Annotated in this window: 20 protein-coding genes; 13 read left to right on the top strand and 7 right to left on the bottom strand. The window is 63.9% G+C overall.

Annotation, left to right across the window (positions count from 1 at the left end; all coding sequences use genetic code 11):
* Nucleotides 1-87 precede the first annotated feature (87 nt).
* From JJB74_RS07795 to JJB74_RS07850, 12 genes are all read left to right on the top strand, one after another.
* Entirely contained in the window at nt 88-696 is a 609-nt protein-coding gene (locus JJB74_RS07795; protein WP_200591243.1) for a TorD/DmsD family molecular chaperone, read from the top strand.
* Between the two features lie 224 nt (nt 697-920).
* Nucleotides 921-1,118 (top strand): hypothetical protein, encoded by a 198-nt coding sequence (locus JJB74_RS07800; protein ID WP_200591244.1) that lies wholly within the window; start codon nt 921-923, stop codon nt 1,116-1,118.
* A 15-nt stretch (nt 1,119-1,133) separates the two neighbouring features.
* Complete coding sequence (locus JJB74_RS07805) at nt 1,134-4,097, top strand: formate dehydrogenase subunit alpha (RefSeq protein WP_200591245.1); 2,964 nt, start codon at nt 1,134-1,136, stop codon at nt 4,095-4,097.
* A 26-nt stretch (nt 4,098-4,123) separates the two neighbouring features.
* A complete protein-coding gene (fdh3B, locus tag JJB74_RS07810; protein ID WP_200591246.1) occupies nt 4,124-4,756 on the top strand; it encodes a formate dehydrogenase FDH3 subunit beta in 633 nt (210 codons plus the stop codon).
* Nucleotides 4,753-4,980 carry a hypothetical protein gene (locus JJB74_RS07815; protein WP_200591247.1) on the top strand — a complete coding sequence of 76 codons (228 nt, stop codon included), beginning with the start codon at nt 4,753-4,755 and terminating at the stop codon, nt 4,978-4,980. The genes fdh3B and JJB74_RS07815 overlap by 4 nt, the downstream gene beginning before the upstream one ends.
* A 22-nt stretch (nt 4,981-5,002) precedes the next feature.
* Nucleotides 5,003-6,217, top strand: coding sequence for a formate dehydrogenase subunit gamma (locus JJB74_RS07820; RefSeq protein ID WP_200591248.1), 1,215 nt, complete (start codon nt 5,003-5,005; stop codon nt 6,215-6,217).
* A complete protein-coding gene (locus JJB74_RS07825; protein WP_200591249.1) occupies nt 6,214-6,576 on the top strand; it encodes a hypothetical protein in 363 nt (120 codons plus the stop codon). The genes JJB74_RS07820 and JJB74_RS07825 overlap by 4 nt, the downstream gene beginning before the upstream one ends.
* Nucleotides 6,577-6,598: 22 nt before the next feature.
* Nucleotides 6,599-7,444: a formate dehydrogenase accessory sulfurtransferase FdhD gene (locus JJB74_RS07830; protein WP_200591250.1), complete on the top strand. Its 846-nt coding sequence runs from the start codon at nt 6,599-6,601 to the stop codon at nt 7,442-7,444.
* A 43-nt stretch (nt 7,445-7,487) separates the two neighbouring features.
* Complete coding sequence (locus tag JJB74_RS07835) at nt 7,488-8,195, top strand: ABC transporter permease (protein WP_200591251.1); 708 nt, start codon at nt 7,488-7,490, stop codon at nt 8,193-8,195.
* Nucleotides 8,192-8,845 carry an energy-coupling factor ABC transporter ATP-binding protein gene (locus tag JJB74_RS07840; protein WP_200591252.1) on the top strand — a complete coding sequence of 218 codons (654 nt, stop codon included), beginning with the start codon at nt 8,192-8,194 and terminating at the stop codon, nt 8,843-8,845. Before JJB74_RS07835 ends, JJB74_RS07840 begins: the two co-directional genes overlap by 4 nt.
* Nucleotides 8,846-9,004: 159 nt before the next feature.
* Nucleotides 9,005-9,235 carry an AbrB/MazE/SpoVT family DNA-binding domain-containing protein gene (locus JJB74_RS07845; protein WP_200591253.1) on the top strand — a complete coding sequence of 77 codons (231 nt, stop codon included), beginning with the start codon at nt 9,005-9,007 and terminating at the stop codon, nt 9,233-9,235.
* An 87-nt stretch (nt 9,236-9,322) separates the two neighbouring features.
* A complete protein-coding gene (locus tag JJB74_RS07850; RefSeq protein WP_200591254.1) occupies nt 9,323-9,694 on the top strand; it encodes a PIN domain-containing protein in 372 nt (123 codons plus the stop codon).
* A gap of 11 nt (nt 9,695-9,705) precedes the next feature.
* Here the strand turns inward: JJB74_RS07850 and JJB74_RS07855 are convergent, their stop codons facing one another.
* The 5 genes from JJB74_RS07855 to dapE form a co-directional block, all read right to left on the bottom strand.
* On the bottom strand, nt 9,706-10,575 hold the full coding sequence (locus JJB74_RS07855; protein WP_200591255.1) for a Rossmann-like and DUF2520 domain-containing protein: 870 nt from the start codon (nt 10,573-10,575) through the stop codon (nt 9,706-9,708).
* On the bottom strand, nt 10,536-12,497 hold the full coding sequence (locus JJB74_RS07860; RefSeq protein ID WP_200591256.1) for an ATP-binding cassette domain-containing protein: 1,962 nt from the start codon (nt 12,495-12,497) through the stop codon (nt 10,536-10,538). Before JJB74_RS07860 ends, JJB74_RS07855 begins: the two co-directional genes overlap by 40 nt.
* 13 nt (nt 12,498-12,510) lie before the next feature.
* Nucleotides 12,511-13,398, bottom strand: a complete 888-nt coding sequence (gene prmB / locus JJB74_RS07865; protein ID WP_200591257.1) for a 50S ribosomal protein L3 N(5)-glutamine methyltransferase — start codon at nt 13,396-13,398, stop codon at nt 12,511-12,513.
* A gap of 399 nt (nt 13,399-13,797) precedes the next feature.
* Nucleotides 13,798-14,040 (bottom strand): hypothetical protein, encoded by a 243-nt coding sequence (locus tag JJB74_RS07870; RefSeq protein WP_200591258.1) that lies wholly within the window; start codon nt 14,038-14,040, stop codon nt 13,798-13,800.
* Nucleotides 14,041-14,415: 375 nt separating this feature from the next.
* Nucleotides 14,416-15,549: a succinyl-diaminopimelate desuccinylase gene (gene dapE, locus JJB74_RS07875; RefSeq protein WP_200591259.1), complete on the bottom strand. Its 1,134-nt coding sequence runs from the start codon at nt 15,547-15,549 to the stop codon at nt 14,416-14,418.
* Nucleotides 15,550-15,712: 163 nt separating this feature from the next.
* Between dapE and JJB74_RS07880 the strand changes: the two genes are divergently transcribed.
* Nucleotides 15,713-17,560 carry a DUF4153 domain-containing protein gene (locus JJB74_RS07880; protein ID WP_200591260.1) on the top strand — a complete coding sequence of 616 codons (1,848 nt, stop codon included), beginning with the start codon at nt 15,713-15,715 and terminating at the stop codon, nt 17,558-17,560.
* A 10-nt stretch (nt 17,561-17,570) separates the two neighbouring features.
* Here JJB74_RS07880 and JJB74_RS07885 read toward each other — a convergent pair whose 3' ends face one another.
* Together JJB74_RS07885 and JJB74_RS07890 are read right to left on the bottom strand one after the other, a co-directional pair.
* Nucleotides 17,571-17,924, bottom strand: a complete 354-nt coding sequence (locus tag JJB74_RS07885; RefSeq protein ID WP_200591261.1) for an ArsC family reductase — start codon at nt 17,922-17,924, stop codon at nt 17,571-17,573.
* Between the two features lie 48 nt (nt 17,925-17,972).
* Nucleotides 17,973-18,173 (bottom strand): DUF2905 domain-containing protein, encoded by a 201-nt coding sequence (locus JJB74_RS07890; protein ID WP_200591262.1) that lies wholly within the window; start codon nt 18,171-18,173, stop codon nt 17,973-17,975.
* Nucleotides 18,174-18,186 lie beyond the last annotated feature (13 nt).

Genomic DNA, 18,186 nt, shown 5'->3' on the forward strand with positions numbered 1-18,186 from the left:
CGCGTCCCGGTTGATTGATGGCGCGCGTGGGCTGCGCCCACCCTACATGTATTCGCCATAAAAATTGAAACACCAGGGATTCCACCAATGAGCACTCCCCTCAAATTCGAAACCCCCGACAACGGCGAGGAAACCGCGCGCGCCGATCTCTACGGCCTGCTCGCCACGCTGTATGCCGCGCCGCCGTCGCAGGCGCTGCTCGACACCATCGGCAGCGCCGCCGCGGAAGGCGAGGGCATACTGCAGCAGGCCTGGGCCGATCTCGTCAAAGCCTGCCGGGGTGCGCGCGCCGAAGCGCTGAGCACCGAATACGACAGCCTGTTCATCGGCGTCGGCAAGCCGGAAGTGCTGCTGTATGGCTCCTACTACCTGGCTGGCTTCCTGATGGAAAAGCCGCTGGCCGAGCTGCGTGCCGACCTGGCGCGCCTGGGGCTCGAGCGGGCCGATGACATCAGCGAACCCGAAGACCATATCGCGATGCTGTTCGAAGTAATGCGCTACCTGATCGCCTCGCAAGACATCGAGCACGCCAGCATCCCCACCCAGCAAGCCTTCTTCTCGACCCATATCGCGCCCTGGGCAGCGCAACTGTTCGATGCAATCGACACGCACCGGCATGCCGCCTTCTATGCCACGGTGACCCGGCTCGCACGCGCCTTCATCGACGTGGAGACCCAGGCTTTCGACATGGCTTGAGATGCTGCCTACGATGCTGTCCAGGGAAGATGCGCGAGGCCGCGTGCATTGATAGACAACTATTGGGGAATTGATTAAAAAATTTCATTTCCACTCTTTAAAGTTTCTTCACTACAATGCCGAGCATTGCTCGTCCGTAACATTTGCTGTGCCGTTTCACCGATCGCCCGAAGGCCAAAGACGCATCCAATAACAAAGGCCGATCCACCTACCAGGGATTCAACATGTCAGAACAACAGAAAAAGGCTCGCCGGGGCTTCTTTGCCGGCATGGGCTTGCTGGCCGCTGCCGGCGTGGCCGTCAAGCTCTCTGCCAATGTGCAGACCGAAGCGCCGCAACAGGCGCAGGCGCAGGAGCCGGAAGGCAATGGTTATCGCCTGACCGAGCACATCAAGAAGTACTACCGCACCACCACCATTTAATTCTCGAGGTTCCCCATGCTCTTGACTCGCAAAAGCCAGTCAGGCGAGCGCTCGCGCACGCGTTTTTCCTCCAGCCTGGCAGATACCCTGTCGCGCGCCTTGCCGACCATGGACCGCCGCGCCTTCCTGAAGCGCTCCGGCATCGGCGTCGGCGCCGGCATCGCCGCCGCACAGCTAGGCATGATCCGCAAGTCGGCCGCCGCTGACGCTGGCGCGGCCAAGGATGGCCGCAAGATTGATGTGCGCCGTACCGTCTGCACGCATTGCTCGGTGGGATGTGCGGTGGACGCGGTGGTGGAAAACGGCGTGTGGGTGCGCCAGGAACCCGTGTTCGATTCGCCGATCAACATGGGCGCGCACTGCGCCAAGGGCGCGGCGCTGCGCGAGCATGGTCACGGCGAGTACCGCCTGAAGTACCCGATGAAGCTGGTCAACGGCAAATACCAGCGCATCTCCTGGGATGTGGCGCTGAACGAGATCTCCGCGCGCCTGCTCGAGCTGCGCAAGAGCAGCGGCCCGGACTCGGTGTTCTGGGTCGGCTCTTCCAAGCACAACAACGAGCAGGCGCAATTGCTGCGCAAGTTCGTCTCCTACTTCGGCTCCAACAACTGCGACCACCAGGCGCGCATCTGTCATTCGACCACTGTCGCAGGCGTAGCCAACACCTGGGGCTATGGCGCGATGACCAACAGCTACAACGACATGCAGAACGCCAAGGCGGCGCTGTATATCGGCTCGAACGCGGCAGAAGCGCATCCGGTGTCGATGCTGCACCTGCTGCATGCCAAGGAAAACGGGCTGAAGATGATCGTCGCCGATCCGCGCTTCACCCGCACCGCGGCCAAGGCCGATCAGTACGTTCGCATCCGTTCCGGCACCGACATCCCGTTCCTGTACGGCATGCTGTACCACATCTTCAAGAACGGCTGGGAAGACAAGCGCTACATCCATGACCGCGTCTACGGCATGGAAGCGGTGAAGGAAGAAGTGATGCAGTGGACGCCGGACAAGGTGGAAGAGGCCTGCGGCGTGCCCGAAGCCGAGGTCTACAAGGCCGCAGAGACGATGGCGCTGAACCGTCCTTCCACCGTGGTCTGGTGCATGGGCCAGACGCAGCACTCGATCGGCAATGCGATTGTGCGCGCCTCGTGCATCCTGCAGCTGGCGCTGGGCAATGTCGGTGTGTCCGGCGGCGGCACCAACATCTTCCGCGGCCATGACAATGTGCAGGGCGCGACCGACGTCGGTCCGAACCCGGATTCGCTGCCCGGTTATTACGGCTTGGCCACCGGCGCCTGGAAGCATTGGGCCAATGTCTGGGGCGTGGACTATGAATGGCTCAAGGGCCGTTTCGCCTCGCAGGCAATGATGGAAAAGAGCGGCACCACGGTGTCGCGCTGGATCGATGCGGTGCTCGAGAACAATGAGCTGATCGACCAGGACAGCAACGTGAAAGGCATGGTGTTCTGGGGCCACGCGCCGAACTCGCAGACCCGCGGCCTGGAAATGAAGAAGGCCTTCGACAGGCTCGACCTGCTGGTGGTGATCGACCCGTATCCGTCGGCGACCGCCGCAATGGCCGCAATGAAGGTTGAAGGCCAGGACTTGAATCCGAACCGCGCGGTGTACCTGCTGCCGGCCGCGACCCAGTTCGAAACCTCAGGCTCCTGCACTGCCTCGAACCGCTCGGTGCAATGGCGCGAGAAGGTGATCGAGCCGCTGTTTGAATCGCGCACCGATCACATGATCATGTATCAGCTGGCCGAGAAGCTGGGCTTCGGCAAGGAACTGGTCGCGCGACTGAAGCTGGTGCCGGGCAAGGGCGGCATGATGGAGCCCGAGGCCGAATCGATGCTCGAGGAAATCAACCGCGGCAACTGGACCATCGGCTATACCGGCCAATCGCCGCTGCGTCTGAAGGCGCACATGCGCAACATGCATCGCTTCGATGTGAAGACGCTGCGCTGCACCGCCGGCAAGGATGAACAAACCGGCTATGACCTGTCCGGCGATTACTTCGGCCTGCCATGGCCGTGCTATGGCACGCCGGAGATGAAGCATCCGGGCTCGCCGAACCTGTACGACACCAGCCGCCACGTGATGGATGGCGGCGGCAACTTCCGCGCCAACTTCGGCGTCGAGCGCGAGGGCGTGAGCCTGCTGGCGGAAGATGGTTCGCATTCGCAGGGCGCGGACATCACCACCGGCTATCCCGAGTTCGACCATGTGCTCCTGAAGAAGCTGGGCTGGTGGGACGACCTCACGGATGCCGAGAAGAAGGCGGCCGAAGGCAAGAACTGGAAGACCGACCTGTCCGGCGGCATACAGCGCGTGGTGATGAAGGTCCACGGCTGCCATCCGTTCGGCAATGCCAAGGCGCGCGCCGTGGTCTGGAACTTCCCGGACCCGGTGCCGAAGCACCGCGAGCCGCTGTACGGCACCCGCCCGGACATGGTGGCGAAGTATCCGACCCACGAAGACAAGAAGGCCTTCTGGCGCATGCCGACGCTGTACAAGACCGTGCAGCAGAAGAACGTGGAGAACAAGCTGTACGAGAAGTTCCCGATCATCCTGACCTCGGGCCGTCTGACCGAGTACGAAGGCGGCGGCGAGGAAACCCGCTCGAATCCGTGGCTGGCCGAGCTGCAGCAGGAGAACTTCGTCGAGATCAATCCGAAAGCGGCAACGGATCGCGGCATCCGCAACGGCGAATTCGTGATCGTGTCCACGCCGACCGGCGCGCGCCTGAAGGTCAAGGCGCTGGTCACCCCGCGTGTCGGTCCGGACACCGCTTTCATCCCGTTCCATTTCTCGGGCTGGTGGCAGGGCAAGGATATGAAGGAGTACTACCCGGAAGGCGCGCATCCGATTGTGCGCGGCGAGGCGGTCAACACCGCTACGACTTATGGCTATGACGTGGTGACGATGATGCAGGAAACGAAGACCACGATCTGCAACATCGAGAAGTTCGTGGCCTGAGGCCTTCGAGCGAGAGAGGAATACAAATGGCAAGAATGAAATTCATCTGCGACGCCGAGCGCTGCATCGAATGCAACAGCTGTGCGACCGCCTGCAAGAACGAGCATGAAGTGCCCTGGGGCGTGAATCGCCGCCGCGTCATCACCGTCAATGACGGCGTGATCGGCCAGGAAAAGACCATCTCGGTGGCCTGCATGCATTGCTCGGACGCGCCCTGCATGGCGGTGTGCCCGGTCGACTGCTTCTACCGCACCGACGAAGGCGTGGTGCTGCATGACAAGGACATCTGCATCGGCTGCGGCTATTGCTCGTATGCCTGCCCGTTCGGCGCGCCGCAGTTCCCGTCCAACGGCACCTTTGGCCTGCGCGGCAAGATGGACAAGTGCACCTTCTGCTCGGGCGGCCCGGAAGAACATGGCTCCAAGGCCGAGTTCGAGAAATACGGCCGCAACCGCCTGGCCGAAGGCAAGCTGCCGCTGTGCGCCGAGATGTGCTCGACCAAGGCGCTGCTCGGCGGCGACGGCGACGTGATCGCCGACATCTTCCGCAACCGCGTGATCAAGCGCGGCAAGGGTAGCGAAGTCTGGGGTTGGGGCACGGCCTACGGCAAGCCGAGCGCGCCACAGCCGATTTCCGCCACCACCGGGAAGAAATCATGATGCGCGCCACATCCTGCCTGGCGGCCCTCGCTGCCTGCGCCATGCTTGCCGGCTGCGGCGAGCGCGATCAGTCGCTGGCCACTGGCGCGCGCGGCGAGCCGCTGTACAAGGGCGCGAAGAACGAGTTCGTTGCCAAGGGCTACACGCCGGGCACCAGGGAAGCATGGGAAGCCCAGCTGCGCAGCCGGGCGCTGACGCAGAACGAGTACAACAAGACCAACTGATGTCGCCAGCGGGAGAGTCATCATGAAACGATGGATAGCCAGCCTCGGCCTTGGCCTGACCCTGGCCTTGCCGCTGGCCGCGAGCATGGCCGCGCCGCCGGACGCAGCCGATCTCGACGGCCAGATCAAGACCATGAATGGCGGCGTGGTAGTGAACCGCGCGCCGCAATCGCCGCCCGGCATCACCTCGGCGCCTAGTCCGGCGATCCCGGGCGTAGAGTCGGTCGACATCCTGAAGCAGGATCAGGCCGAACGTACCAGGGTCCAGCCCGGCAACATGGCGCCGACCTGGCGCGTGGTGAAGGAGGGCGTGAACAATTACTCGAGCCTGCCGGCGCCGGAAGCCGGCGTGCTGATCCAGCCGAAGGCGCAGTTTCCCGGCCAGGAGCGCGCTGTGACCGCCGGCCATGCGTGGCGTCAATTCCGTAATGGTCCGCTGACGCAGATCGGCGGCTGGCTGCTGGTGGCCGCGCTGCTTGGTCTGGCGATCGTGTACAAGGTCTTCGGTCAGATCCGGTTGAAGAAGGCGCCGACCGGTCGCAAGATCGAGCGCTTCACCGGCGTCGAGCGTTTCGTGCACTGGACCTGCGCGCTGAGCTTCGTGACGCTGGCGGCAACGGGCCTGGCGATTTTGTTCGGCAAATATGTGGTGCTGCCCGTGTTCGGTCATACCCTGTTCGGCTGGATTGCCTATGCTGGCAAAAACATCCACAACTTCGTCGGGCCGGTGTTCGCGGTCTCGGTGGTGGCGATGTTCTTTACCTTCGTCAAGGACAATATTCCGAAGGCGGTTGACCTGGTGTGGCTGCTGCGCCTGGGCGGTCTGCTCGGAAAGGACCATGCCAGCTCGCACCGTTTCAATGGCGGCGAGAAAGTCTGGTTCTGGGGCGGTGTTATACTCCTCGGCCTCATCGTCAGCGCCTCGGGCTTCGTGCTCGACAAGCTGGTTCCCGGCATGGCGTATTTCCGCGGCGACATGCAGATCGCCAACGTGATTCACGTTGTTGGCGCGGTGCTGGTGATGGCGGCGTCCCTTGGTCATATCTACATGGGCACGATCGGCATGGAAGGCGCGTATGACGCCATGCGCACCGGTTATGTCGACGATACCTGGGCCGAGGAACATCACGACCTGTGGTATCAGGATGTAGCGAGCGGCAAGATTCCCCGGGTACGCAGCCCGGAAGGCGCGGCCGGAGTCGGCGCGCAGACGAACACGCAAGGAGCGGCAGGATGAAGAAGGTATGGATTGCGATCGCAGGCATCGCATTTGCAGGCACGGCGCTGGCGAAATTGCCGGAGCCGAGCCCGGAAGCCAAGGCCAAGGCCGCTGAAGCCAAGGAAAAGGCCGCATGGACCGACAAGGTCGCCGCCTACCAGTTGTGCAAGGCGCAGGACCGCACCGCCGTCTACTACCGCAAGGACAAGAACGTGCAGCCGAAGGCCGATGCGCCGGCTTCGGCTCCCTGCCAGGATCCTGGCCCGTTCGTACCCGCGGCCGCGGCAACAGCAGCCGCTCCCGCAGCATCCGCGACTGCTGCAGCAACCACACCCACGACATCCGCCGCCAAGCCCGTCGTCGAAGCGAAGAAGTAAGCGGCCCCGCCGCTTTGCAGTCATGGCTTATCGTCCCGAGCTTTCCTCATCCAGCGCCGCGCTCACCCGTGAAGTCGAAGTCATGGATGAGCGCGGCCGCGTTTCCACGATCAACATCCCGGCCGAGCGGCCGCTGACGGTCTACGTCGACAAGCGCGAGCTTGTCACCCTGATGACCCTGGGTGGCGCGCCGGAGGCGCTCACGCTCGGCTACCTGCGCAACCAGCGCCTGGTGCGGTCGCTGGAAGACATCGTCTCGGTGCAGGTGGACTGGAGCGTGGACGCGGTTGCAGTCAAGACCAGGAATGGCATCGCGGATGTGGAAGAGCGCACCGCCAAGCGTGTGGTCACTACCGGCTGCGGGCAGGGCTCGGTATTCGGCGGGCTGATGGATGAGGTCGACAGCATCGTGCTCGATCCCGATGCGCGCCTTACGCAATCGGTGCTGTATCGCATCGTCGACACCATCCGCGTGCAGCAATCGGTGTACAAGCAGGCCGGCTCGGTGCATGGCTGCGCGCTGTTCTCCAAGGACGGCGAGATGATCTACTTCGTCGAGGATGTCGGCCGGCACAACGCGGTCGACGCGATCGCCGGCAAGATGTGGCTCGACGGCCTCGATGGCCATGACAAGGTGTTCTACACCACCGGCCGCCTGACTTCCGAGATGGTGATCAAGGGCGCGCAGATGGGCATTCCCTTCCTGCTGTCGCGCTCGGGCACCACGCAGATGGGCCATATGGTGGCCGAGAAGCTCGGCATGTCGCTCCTGGCGCGCTGCACCGGCAAGCACTTTCTGCTGTTGACCGGCAAGGAGCGGCTGATCTATGAACCCGGCCTCTTCGACGATGCGCGCCGCATCGCGTGAAGCCTGCGCGGCGGGCGCCGCGCGCTTTTCCTCCTGACTTTCGATGGCGCTGCTGGACGCCACCCGCGACGCATTCGTGTTGCTCTTCACCGGCGATGCCACGCTGTGGCAGGTCGTCTGGGTCTCGGTGAAGACGACCATCCTCGCGCTGGCCCTGGCCGCGCCGCTGGCCGTCGTCATCGGTTATGCGATCGCGACGCGGCACTTCTTCGGCCGCCGCCTGCTGATCTGGCTGGCGCAGGTCTCGCTATCCTTTCCCACCGTGCTGATCGGCCTCTTGCTGTACCTGATGCTGTCGCGCGCCGGTCCGCTCGGCACGCTCGGCTGGTTGTTCACGCAGACCGGCATCGTCGCCGGACAAATGCTGCTCGGCCTGCCGGTGCTGACCGCCTTCACCATCGCAGCCTTGCAGGCACTCGATCCGCGCCTTGCCGAAACCGCGATCACCCTTGGCGCGTCGCCCCGGCGGCTGATGCTCACGTTGCTGCACGAAGCGCGCTTCGGCGTGATGGCCGCGGTGATCAGTGGCTTCGGCCGCATCATCTCTGAGGTCGGCTGCGCGATGATGGTCGGCGGCAATATCGCCGGCTACACCCGCACTATCACCACAGCGATCGCGCTGGAAACCAGTAAGGGCGAATTTGCGCAGGGCATCGCGCTGGGCATCGTGCTGGTGGCCATTGCGCTGGTCATCAATGGCGGCATGATGCTGTTGCAGGGCGACGCGCACGCGGCGCCGGCGGCCCGATGACGATGCTGCTGCGGATCGACGGCCTGAAGAAGCGCTTCGGCGACAGGCTGCTTTTATCGCTTGATCGCTTTGTGATCGAGGCGGGCGCCGCTTATGTGCTGACCGGCGCGAACGGCGTCGGCAAGAGCACGCTGCTGCGCATCCTCGGCGGCCTGGAGCCGGCCGAGGCAGCGCGCTTGGCGTTCATGGAGCGCGAGCTGCCGCTGCATCCGTATCCGCAGGCGTTGCGCCGGGAAATCGTCTACGTGCATCAGCATCCGGTAATGTTCTCGACGAGCGTGGCAGCCAACATCGCCTATGGATTGAAGGCGCACCGCTTGCCGCGCGACGAGGTGCACACCCGTGTGGAGGAAGCGATGTCCTGGGCCAATATCGCAGCCTTGCGCGACAGCCCGACGGCCACTTTGTCTGGCGGCGAAAAGCAGCGCGTGGCACTCGCGCGCGCGCGGGTGCTGCGGCCGAAGCTGCTACTGCTCGACGAGCCGACCGCAAACCTCGATGGCGAGGCGCGGGAAGCGGTGATGGCGCTGATCCCGACATTGACCCATGCAGGCGCCAGCGTAGTGATGGCTTGCCATGATCGGGATCTGATCGGCTTGCCGGGAGTTCAGAGGATCAAGCTGCGCGAGGGAAGGCTGGAGATGCGCTGAACCGGGAAGGCTGCCCGGCCCGCGTCACGGACCTTGAGCTGCGGTACTTTTCGCGCTTGCGGACCGTGCAGTTCGCAGCGGCATGCGCAGCATCGTTGCCATTGCGCGCAGGCATCCCTAAGACATACGCTTTCTTTTTTGTCTATCTTGGGGTGTCCGATGCAAGTTTCAAAATGGGGAAACAGTCTCGCGATAAGGTTGCCGGCCGCAGTGGTGGAGGCGCTGGATCTGAAAGAGGGCGACGATGTCCAGATTCGCGTCGCTGGCGATCGCAGTGTCGAAATCGAGCGCACTCCGTCGCGGGCAGACATCATCATGCGGCTCAGGTCATTGCGCGGTTCCATACCCTCCGACTTCAAATTCGACCGGGCGGAGGCAACTGAGCGCTAGGACTTTTTTCGATACCAATGTGCTCGTCTACATCCTTCAAGGCAGCCAGCCGCGAAAGCAAGCGCCCGTGGCATCCTCCGAGCAGATGTGAACCTCGAGGCCGAGCTGATTCTTTCCCTCCTTGAGCGCAGTCGGGTCGGGCTCGGCGTCCAAGTCTTCAATGCATTGTGTAATGTGAGCCTGCGTCGCAGCTTCTCATGGACGGCGACCATGGCGCTGTTGCAAGGACTGGAAGAGCTGAGCAAGGAAATCGCGCCGCTCACGCATGCGACGCATCGGTTCGGCCTTGCGCTACGCCAGAAATACCGCCTGCAACCGTATGACAGCATGCTGCTGGCCGCGGCGCTGGAGGCGGGATGTTCGCTGTTCCTGTCCGAGGATATGCAGGATGGTCAGGCGATCGAAGGCACGCTGACGATACGCAATCCGTTCGCAAGCGGCAGCAGCCTGATGCCATGAATCGACGACAACTACCTGCGCGCGGCCACAGCGGAAGTCCGTTCAACCAGAGCCAGGTATAGCTGCTCCAGTTGCGGATCGCTTTGGCCCAGTGCCGCCGCATGCCGCGCCACGGTCTCCATGTCGCCGCGCGCCACCGGCCCGGACAGCGCCGCTTCCGGCCCATGCGCGAGCAGGTTGGCGAGCGTGTTTTGCATCAGCGGCGCAATCAACTGCAAGGCGTCTTCACGCGCGATGCCCGCGCCGGCATAGGCGGCGAGCGCGGCGTCTCCCAGAGTCACCAGATAGTTCGACGCGAACACCGCAGCAGCGTGATACAGGGTCTTGGCTTCGGGACGTATCGAAACGAGCTTCGCGCCCAGCCTCTCGAACAAGGGCGCGATTACGGCCAGCGCCACTTCGTCGCCTTCGATGCCGCACCAGGTACCGGCAAAGTTCTGCAGCACCTGCTCCGGCTGCGCAAAGCTTCGGATCGGATGGATGCTGGCTGTCTGCGCACCCACGACGCGAGCGGCGTCAAGAGCGCTTGAAGTCAGCGCACCGCTGCAATGAAACACGACGCTGTCGGGACCGAAGGCGCCATGTGCGGCGAGCGCGGCACAGGTCGATGGCAATGCGCCATCGGGCGTGGCGAGCAAGAAGAGATCGGCCTTGGCCAGCTTCTCGATCGCGCTGACTGGTCGGCCGGCGCCGATGAACGCTGCCGCTTCCTCGGCGCTGGCATCGCTGCGCGTGACGACATCACCGATGCGCAGCAGGCCGGCATCATGCCACAGCCGTCCCATCGTCCTTCCCAGGTGCCCGGCGCCGATGATGGCAAGCGTCTTCCTGCCGGCAGAATCTACGCGATCTGCTCCAGCGCTTCCTGCTGCTCCAGCCATGCCATCTCCACTTCTTCCAGTTCGCGGCCGCATGCGCCTTGCTCGGCGATCAGCGTCTTCAGCTCGTCCTTGTTCGCGGACTCATAGATCGCCGGCTCGGCCAGCTTCGCATCGATCTCGGCCTTCCTCGCCTGCAGCTTGCCCATGCGCTCCTCGAGCTTTTTGATGCGGGACTCGATCGGCTTCTTCAGCGTGGACAGCCGCTGACGTTCTTCGGCCTCGATCCGCTTCTGTTCGCGGCGGTCCACCTGTGGCGCAGAAGGCGCCGCGTTGGCCGTTGCTGCGGCCTGCGTTTCCTTCGCTGGCGACAGTCGCGTCTTGAACAGCCAGTCGCGGTAATCGTCGAGGTCGCCGTCGAAGGGCATCAGCTTGCCGTCGGCCACGATGAGGAAGGTATCGGTGGTCGCGCGCAGCAGGTGCCGGTCATGCGATACCAGCACCAGCGTGCCGTCGAATTGGGCCAGCGCATCGGTCAGGGCTTCCCGGGTTTCGAGGTCGAGATGGTTGGTCGGCTCGTCCAGCAGCAGCAGGTTGGGCCGCTGCCAGACGATCAGCGCCAGCGCCAGCCGCGCCTTTTCGCCGCCGGAGAAGGGCGCGATTGAACTGGTGGCCATCTCGCCGGGAAAGTTGAAGCTGCCAAGGAAATTGCGCAGGTCCTGCTCGCGTACGTCCGGCGCGAGCTTGGCCAGATGCCATAGCGGCGATTCATCGTGGCGCAGCATCTCCACCTGGTGCTGGGCGAAGTAGCCGATGACCAGCCCCTTGCCGAAGCGGGCCACGCCCGACAGTGGATCAAGCTCGGTGGCAATGGTCTTGATCAGCGTCGATTTGCCCGCGCCATTCACGCCCAGAAGGCCGATGCGCTGGCCAGTCTGCAGCGAGAAGTTGATGTGCTTGACGATAGTCCTTTCCGTGCTCGCACCGGTTGCTTCGTCTTCGACGCGATAGCCGGCGTTCACCGCCTCCAGCACCAGCAAGGGATTCGGCGCGCTCGCCGGCTCGCGGAATTCGAAGGAGAACTCGGCGGCAGCGCGCAGCGGCGCGGTTTCTTCCATGCGCGCCAGCGCCTTCATGCGGCTTTGCGCCTGGCGCGCCTTCGTGGCCTTGGCCTTGAAGCGGTCGATGAAGGATTGCAGGTGCGCGCGCTCGCGGGTCTGCTTCTCGATCATGGCTTGCGTCAACACCATCTGCGCCGCGCGCTGGCGTTCGAAGGAAGAGTAGTTGCCGCTGTAGCGCTTCAGTTTCCTGTCATCGATATGCACGATCACATTGACCACGCCATCGAGGAAGTCGCGGTCATGCGAGATCACCACCAGCGTGCCGGGATAGCGCTTCAACCAGTCTTCCAGCCACAGGATCGCGTCGAGGTCGAGGTGATTGGTCGGTTCGTCCAGCAGCAGCAGGTCCGAAGGGCACATCAGCGCCTGCGCGAGATTCAGGCGCATGCGCCAGCCGCCGGAAAAGCTGGATACCGGCCGGTTCATCTGCTGCTGCGAAAAGCCCAGGCCGGTGAGCAGGGTTTCGGCGCGCGAGCGCACGGTATAGGCATCGGCATCGGCAAGGGCCGCATGCAACTCGCCGATGCGATGGCCTTGCGCCGCATGATCGGGATGCGCCTCGGCCTCTTCGAGTTCGACCTGCAGGCGGCGCAGCGTCGCATCGCCATCGATGGCGTAATCGAGCGCGCTGCGTTCCAGCGCCGGCGTTTCCTGCGCCACGTGGGCCACGCGCCAGGCCGAGGGAAAATCGACATCGCCGCCATCGGCATGCAGCTCGCTGCGCAACAGCGCAAACAAGGTCGACTTGCCGGCGCCGTTCGCGCCGATCAGACCGATGCGCTCGCCGGGGTTCAGGGTCAGGTCGGCGTCTTCAAACAGCGGCTTGGTGCCGCGCATCAGGGACAAATGCTGGATGCGTATCATGACGGGCTTGCGCTCACTCCTGGGCCAGCTGTTCCGCGGTCAGCAGGAACACCATGTCGTCGCCGGCGCTGGTGGACAGCCAGGTCAGCTCCATGTCGGGGAAAGCCGCTTCGGCATGCTCGCGCTCGTTGCCTATCTCCACGATCAGCACGCCGCCCGGGTTCAATCGATCACGCGCGCCTTCAACGATTTTCCGCACCAGGTCCATGCCATCCGTGCCCCCGGCCAGCGCCAGTTCCGGCTCGTGCCGGTATTCCTGCGGCAGCCGCGCCATCGAATCGGCGTTGACATACGGCGGATTGGTGATGATCAGGTCATAGGTCTTGTTCGGAAGTGCAGAGTACAAGTCCGAGCGGACCAGGTTGATGCGGTGGGCGAGCGCATAGTCGTCGACGTTGCGCCGGGCAACTTCCAGCGCATCGGTGGAGATATCGACCGCGTCGATGCTTGCCGCTTCGAAGGCATCAGCCATCAGGATCGCCAGGCAGCCGGAGCCGGTGCACAGTTCGAGGATGTCAGTGACGTTGTCCGGGTCCGCGACCCAGGGCGCGAAATGCTCGGGAATGAGCTCGGCAATGAAGGAGCGCGGCACGATCACGCGCTCGTCGACATAAAACTTGTAGCCCGCGAGCCAGGCTTCTTTGGCGATATAGGCCGCCGGCACGCGCTCGACGGCGCGCCGCTCGATGATCTTCAGCAGCGCATCGATTTCTTCCGGCAGCAAGCGCGCATCGAGGAAGGGATCGAGCGCATCCAGCGGCAGCTTCAATGCCTGCAGCAGCAGGAAAGCGGCTTCGTCATAGGCATTACCGCTGCCATGGCCGAAGAAAAGGCCGGCGCCGTTGAAACGGGTGATGGCATGGCGCAGCAGATCGCGCAGTGTGAGGAATGGGGTTTGCATCGGGAAAGGACGGCCGCATCAACGCGCGGTCCGGGTGGTGGTTCGGAGTAGGCCGAAGGATACGCGAAAAAATGCCGCCGCGCCTCTTCAGCGACGGCTGACGCAGCGGCCTTTAGGAAGCAGGGCACGCGGAACCGGATTCGCGCGGCATGTGCTGCCCGGCCTGCGGCGGCACGCTCTGCGCTCGGGATGCGTCGATGACAAGGGATGGCGGGACATATTGAATAAGGCCGGACAGGACATTGACCGCGAGAGGCAGGCCATCGTCAGCGCGAATGCCGCAAGCGCAGTTCCGGTTGCGGCAGGCCAGGGGCGCAAAGCGGTGGCGCCTGTCGGCGGCAACGGCGCCGTCGCCGCGGCAACGCCGGCATGCTTGCGGCGACGCATCGCTTCATGGCCCTACTGCGCCGAGTCGCGGGTTTCGTTCTGCGACCCGCTCGGATGCGGCGGGTGCGTCAGTTCAGGCTCTTGCGTGGGAGAGGAAGACCGGCGAACAGGTGTTGGCGACGTGTTCGCCGCTTCAAGTGCCAATGCCAGGATGGATGGCGACACATGGACTTCAGGCAGCGACAGATAAGTCTGATTCAGCGCCGGCGTGCGGCTGGTGTCGCCATTGCGTAAGCGTTGTTGCGGATGCGCCATCGTGATTCTCCTGTTGGAGAGTTGACCAGCGCATAGGTATGCAAGCCGCGCCGGTCTGCCTGTGTTGATGGCTGCCGATGACGGTTTCGGATTCCTGCCGCGTATCAATCCGCAAGGCTGGGTTTGCTGATGCGGCGCAAGGGAACATACATCAGCGGCTGCCAATTGTGCGAGGTGCGCTCTGATTCGTACGTCAGCCGACATGAGGTTCTCTACCCCGCAGGAAGGCCGGCAACGCAAGCCTGTTTTTCATTCATGCGGCAAGGCAAGCGTGGACGGGTGGCGCTGTGAACCGACATGCGCAGGCGCCACGGTATTGTCCTATCCACGGCATTCGTGTAGCGGCTCTGTGCCAGCCGAGCCGAGCCGAAAAACTCAGAGCAGCAGGTTTTCCAGCGTGCGGCGATAGATGTTCTTCAGCGGCTCGACCTCGCCCACCGGGATGTTTTCATCGACCTTGTGGATCGTGGCATTGGTCGGCCCGAACTCGACTACCTGCGGGCAGATGCGCGCGATGAAGCGGCCGTCCGAGGTGCCGCCGGTGGTGGAGAGCTCGGTGTCGACGCCGGTCTCGGCGGCGATCGCGGCCGACAGCGCGTTGCTGAGCTCGCCGCGTGGCGTCAGGAATGGATGCCCGCTGATGGACCAGTCGAGCTGGTAGTCCAGGCCATGCCTGTCGAGGATCGCATGTACGCGCTGCTGCAGGCCTTCGACGGTGCTGGCGGTGGAAAAGCGGAAGTTGAAATCGATGACGACTGCGCCGGGAATCACGTTCGACGCGCCAGTGCCGCCATGGATGTTCGACATCTGCCAAGAGGTCGGCGAATAGTATTCGTTGCCTTCGTCCCAGACCTCGGCAGCAAGCTCGGTCAGGGCCGGCACGGCCAGGTGGATCGGATTTTTCGCCAGGTGCGGATAGGCGATATGGCCCTGCACGCCGCGCACCGTGAGCCGGCCGGACATGCTGCCGCGCCGGCCGTTCTTGATGGTGTCGCCGAGCGACTTTACCGAGGTCGGTTCGCCGACGATGCAGTAGTCGAGTTTCTCGCCGCGCCGCTGCAGTTCGTTGCAGACGATCACGGTGCCGTCGGTGGCCGGACCTTCCTCGTCGCTGGTGACAAGGAAGGCGATCGAGCCCTTGTGGTCGGGGTGCGCCGCGACGAATTCCTCGCAGGCCACGACCATCGCGGCCAGCGAGGTTTTCATGTCGGCCGCGCCGCGGCCATACAGACGGCCGTCGCGTACCACGGGTTCGAAGGGCGGCGTGGTCCATTGCTCGAGCGGACCGGTCGGCACCACGTCGGTGTGGCCGGCAAAGACCACGCATGGCGACGCGGTGCCGCGCCGCGCCCACAAGTTGGTGACCGCGCCAGACGCCATCGTTTCGCAGGCAAAGCCCAGCGGCCCAAGCATTTCGGCCATGCGCTGCTGGCAGCCGTTGTCTTCGGGGGTGACGGAGGAAAGCGCGATCAGGTCGCAGGTGAGGGTGAGGGTCTTGTTGTCGGTCATGGCGGCGTGATCCTGGCATGCGCGCTTTGCGCGGTATGGCATCGTCGTTCGGGAAAGACCGGGATTCTAATACGAGTCGCAGCACGCTTATGAACTCATGCCTCCGTTTTGTCACGAAGCGCCCGCCAAGGCCGGCACATCGAACAATTCTGCAGGAGCATGCATGCCCAAGGAAGCATCCACGGATCACGAGCCGGCGCGCGCCGCTGTTGTCGCTACCAGGATCGCGGCACTGCGCCTGGGCGCCGGATTCCTGCAGGGCCTGGCCCTGTCCTGGCTGTACCGGGCCGCCAGCGCTCATGTCTGGCCGGCGGACACGCCTTACCTGTTCCAGCCGCTGCTGCTCACGCTGTTCATCGTGCCGCTGCTGTTCATCACCGGGCTGGGTTATCTGCGCACCAGGCAACTGCTGCTGTGGCTGTCTGCTGCTACCGCCGTGCTCGTCCTGCTTGCGCTGTACGGACACTGGCGCGCAGGCGCGTCGAGCGCTCCTGCGATACCGGCATGGTCCGGCGGGCAGTTCCTGCTAACGCTGCTGACCACGGCATGCGCGGGCATGTTTGTCGCGCAGGCGCTCGTGCTGGCCGGCGCATGCCGCGGTAAGCAGCGCCGGCTGCTTGCGGATTACTGCAGCTATTTCGATGCATCCTGGAAGCTTGCAATCCAGGTCGCCGCGTCAGCCGTGTTCGCGCTGGCGTTCTGGCTGTTGCTGGTGTTGGGTGGGCAATTGCTGAAGCTGGTGAATATCGAATTTCTCCAGCGTCTCACCGGGCTATCCTGGTTCAACATACCGGCGTTCACCGCGGCCTTCGGCTGCGCGCTGCATGTGACAGATGTGCGTCCGGGCATTGTGCGCGGCATACGCAGTCTCGCGTTGTCGCTGCTGGCCTGGCTGCTGCCGATGGTGGCGCTGATCGTTGTCGGCTTTCTGCTGTGCCTGCCGTGGACCGGGCTGACGCCGTTGTGGGCTACGGGGCATGCGTCCCTGGTGCTGATCGGCGTGGCCTCGGCCTTGCTCCTGCTGATCAATGCCGCATACCAGGATGGCGATATGGACACGCGCTTGCCGCTGCTCATGCGCGTTTGTGTGCGGGCCGCAGCGCTGTGCCTGCCGCCGCTGGTGGCCATCGCCGCGCATGCCCTGTTTCTGCGGGTGCGGCAGTACGGCTGGACGACCGACAGGATTGCCCTCGCATGCTGCGTGCTGATGCTGGCGCTGCACGCTGCCGGCTATGCATACGGCGCGATGCGCGCGCGGGGCATGCGCGAGATCGCGCAAGTCAATGTGTTTTGCGCATTCGTTTTTCTCGGCCTGCTGCTTGCGCTGCTGTCGCCGCTGGCGGACCCGGCGCGCTTAGCGGTGGCGAGCCAGGTCGCGCGGCTCGAGGCGGGCAAGGTCGAGCCGGAGCGCTTCGACTTTGCTTATCTGCGCACGCATGGCGCACGCTTCGGCGTGGCGGCGCTGGAGGCATTGAGCCATCGGGAAGGCAGTGCGAAGGCAGCGCGCATTCGGCAGCGCGCCGAATCCGCGCTACAGGGCCCGTGCTGCGGCGCGCAGGCAGGCTCGGCCAAGTCCGGCAAGTTCGATGTCGCGGCGAACCTGCACCTTCTTCCCGAAGGGGCCAGCCTGCCGGCTTCCTTTCTTGCACAGAACTGGGCAGCGCTGCCGAGTGCCGCGCTGCTGCCGCAGTGTCTGACCCGGACCGATGCCAGTTGCGACGCCTTCCTGATCGATGTCAACGGCGACGGCAAGCCGGAAGTGCTGCTGCTGGGCACGCGGCACAATACGGGCAGCGGCGTGCTCGCCGAGGCTGCTGACGGGCGCTGGCGCCTGGCATTCACGCTGCCTTCGCAAGCCGCCGGCTGCAAGGCGCTGCGTGATGCCTTGGCGGCCGGCGACTTCAGCTTGCAGTCGAGCGCCTGGCGCAATCTTGAAGCGCTTGGCAGCCGTATTCCGCTGAAGGCGTTCGATGCCGACGAAGAGTTCCGTTGTCCGGACCCGGTGAAGTGAAGCGCGGTTTTCAGCGCGCGAAGATTTGCAGATATTGGTCCGCGGAGAAGCCGACATGCATGGCGCCATCCTTGTCGAGCACCGGCCGCTTGATTAACGACGGCGCCTCCATCATCAGCGCAATCGCGCTCGCGTCATCCACTACCGCATCCCTCCTTTCCTGCGGCAAGGCGCGCCAGGTCGTGCCGCGACGGTTGAGCAGGTCATCGCGGTCGAGCGTATGCAGCCACGCCTGCAGCAATTCGCGGCTCACGCCGGCCTTCTTGAAATCGTGAAAGTCGTAGGCGATGCCTTGCTCGGTCAGCCAGGTGCGCGCTTTTTTCACGGTGTCGCAATTCGGTATGCCGTAGAGGGTGATGCTCATCGATGCGCCTTGTCTCGCGGAAAAGCGCGGAGCATAGCATGCGCGGTTTCAGCGCCGGAACAGCCACAACAGCAACGACAGCACGATGGAGACGACGATGCAGGTGACGATGGGAAAGTGAAAGCTGAAGCCTTCGCGCACGATGCGGATGTCGCCCGGCAGCCGGCCCAATGGCAGGCGCGATAGCCAGGGCCAGAAAAGCCCGGCAAGAAGCAGAACGATGCCGGCGGTGATGAGCAGTCTTTGCATGAATCGAAGCGAA

Origin of the sequence: Noviherbaspirillum pedocola, assembly GCF_016632335.1 — a bacterium.
GTDB lineage: Bacteria > Pseudomonadota > Gammaproteobacteria > Burkholderiales > Burkholderiaceae_D > Noviherbaspirillum_A > Noviherbaspirillum_A pedocola.

Bases quoted from the DNA above. Each gene is read 5' to 3' on its own strand.
- JJB74_RS07795 (WP_200591243.1), top strand. From the start codon at position 88: ATGAGCACTCCCCTCAAATTCGAAACCCCCGACAACGGCGAGGAAACC.
- JJB74_RS07800 (WP_200591244.1), top strand. From the start codon at position 921: ATGTCAGAACAACAGAAAAAGGCTCGCCGGGGCTTCTTTGCCGGCATG.
- JJB74_RS07805 (WP_200591245.1), top strand. From the start codon at position 1,134: ATGCTCTTGACTCGCAAAAGCCAGTCAGGCGAGCGCTCGCGCACGCGT.
- fdh3B (WP_200591246.1), top strand. From the start codon at position 4,124: ATGGCAAGAATGAAATTCATCTGCGACGCCGAGCGCTGCATCGAATGC.
- JJB74_RS07815 (WP_200591247.1), top strand. From the start codon at position 4,753: ATGATGCGCGCCACATCCTGCCTGGCGGCCCTCGCTGCCTGCGCCATG.
- JJB74_RS07820 (WP_200591248.1), top strand. From the start codon at position 5,003: ATGAAACGATGGATAGCCAGCCTCGGCCTTGGCCTGACCCTGGCCTTG.
- JJB74_RS07825 (WP_200591249.1), top strand. From the start codon at position 6,214: ATGAAGAAGGTATGGATTGCGATCGCAGGCATCGCATTTGCAGGCACG.
- JJB74_RS07830 (WP_200591250.1), top strand. From the start codon at position 6,599: ATGGCTTATCGTCCCGAGCTTTCCTCATCCAGCGCCGCGCTCACCCGT.
- JJB74_RS07835 (WP_200591251.1), top strand. From the start codon at position 7,488: ATGGCGCTGCTGGACGCCACCCGCGACGCATTCGTGTTGCTCTTCACC.
- JJB74_RS07840 (WP_200591252.1), top strand. From the start codon at position 8,192: ATGACGATGCTGCTGCGGATCGACGGCCTGAAGAAGCGCTTCGGCGAC.
- JJB74_RS07845 (WP_200591253.1), top strand. From the start codon at position 9,005: ATGCAAGTTTCAAAATGGGGAAACAGTCTCGCGATAAGGTTGCCGGCC.
- JJB74_RS07855 (WP_200591255.1), bottom strand. From the start codon at position 10,575: ATGGCTGGAGCAGCAGGAAGCGCTGGAGCAGATCGCGTAGATTCTGCC.
- JJB74_RS07860 (WP_200591256.1), bottom strand. From the start codon at position 12,497: ATGATACGCATCCAGCATTTGTCCCTGATGCGCGGCACCAAGCCGCTG.
- prmB (WP_200591257.1), bottom strand. From the start codon at position 13,398: ATGCAAACCCCATTCCTCACACTGCGCGATCTGCTGCGCCATGCCATC.
- JJB74_RS07870 (WP_200591258.1), bottom strand. From the start codon at position 14,040: ATGGCGCATCCGCAACAACGCTTACGCAATGGCGACACCAGCCGCACG.
- dapE (WP_200591259.1), bottom strand. From the start codon at position 15,549: ATGACCGACAACAAGACCCTCACCCTCACCTGCGACCTGATCGCGCTT.
- JJB74_RS07880 (WP_200591260.1), top strand. From the start codon at position 15,713: ATGCCCAAGGAAGCATCCACGGATCACGAGCCGGCGCGCGCCGCTGTT.
- JJB74_RS07885 (WP_200591261.1), bottom strand. From the start codon at position 17,924: ATGAGCATCACCCTCTACGGCATACCGAATTGCGACACCGTGAAAAAA.
- JJB74_RS07890 (WP_200591262.1), bottom strand. From the start codon at position 18,173: ATGCAAAGACTGCTCATCACCGCCGGCATCGTTCTGCTTCTTGCCGGG.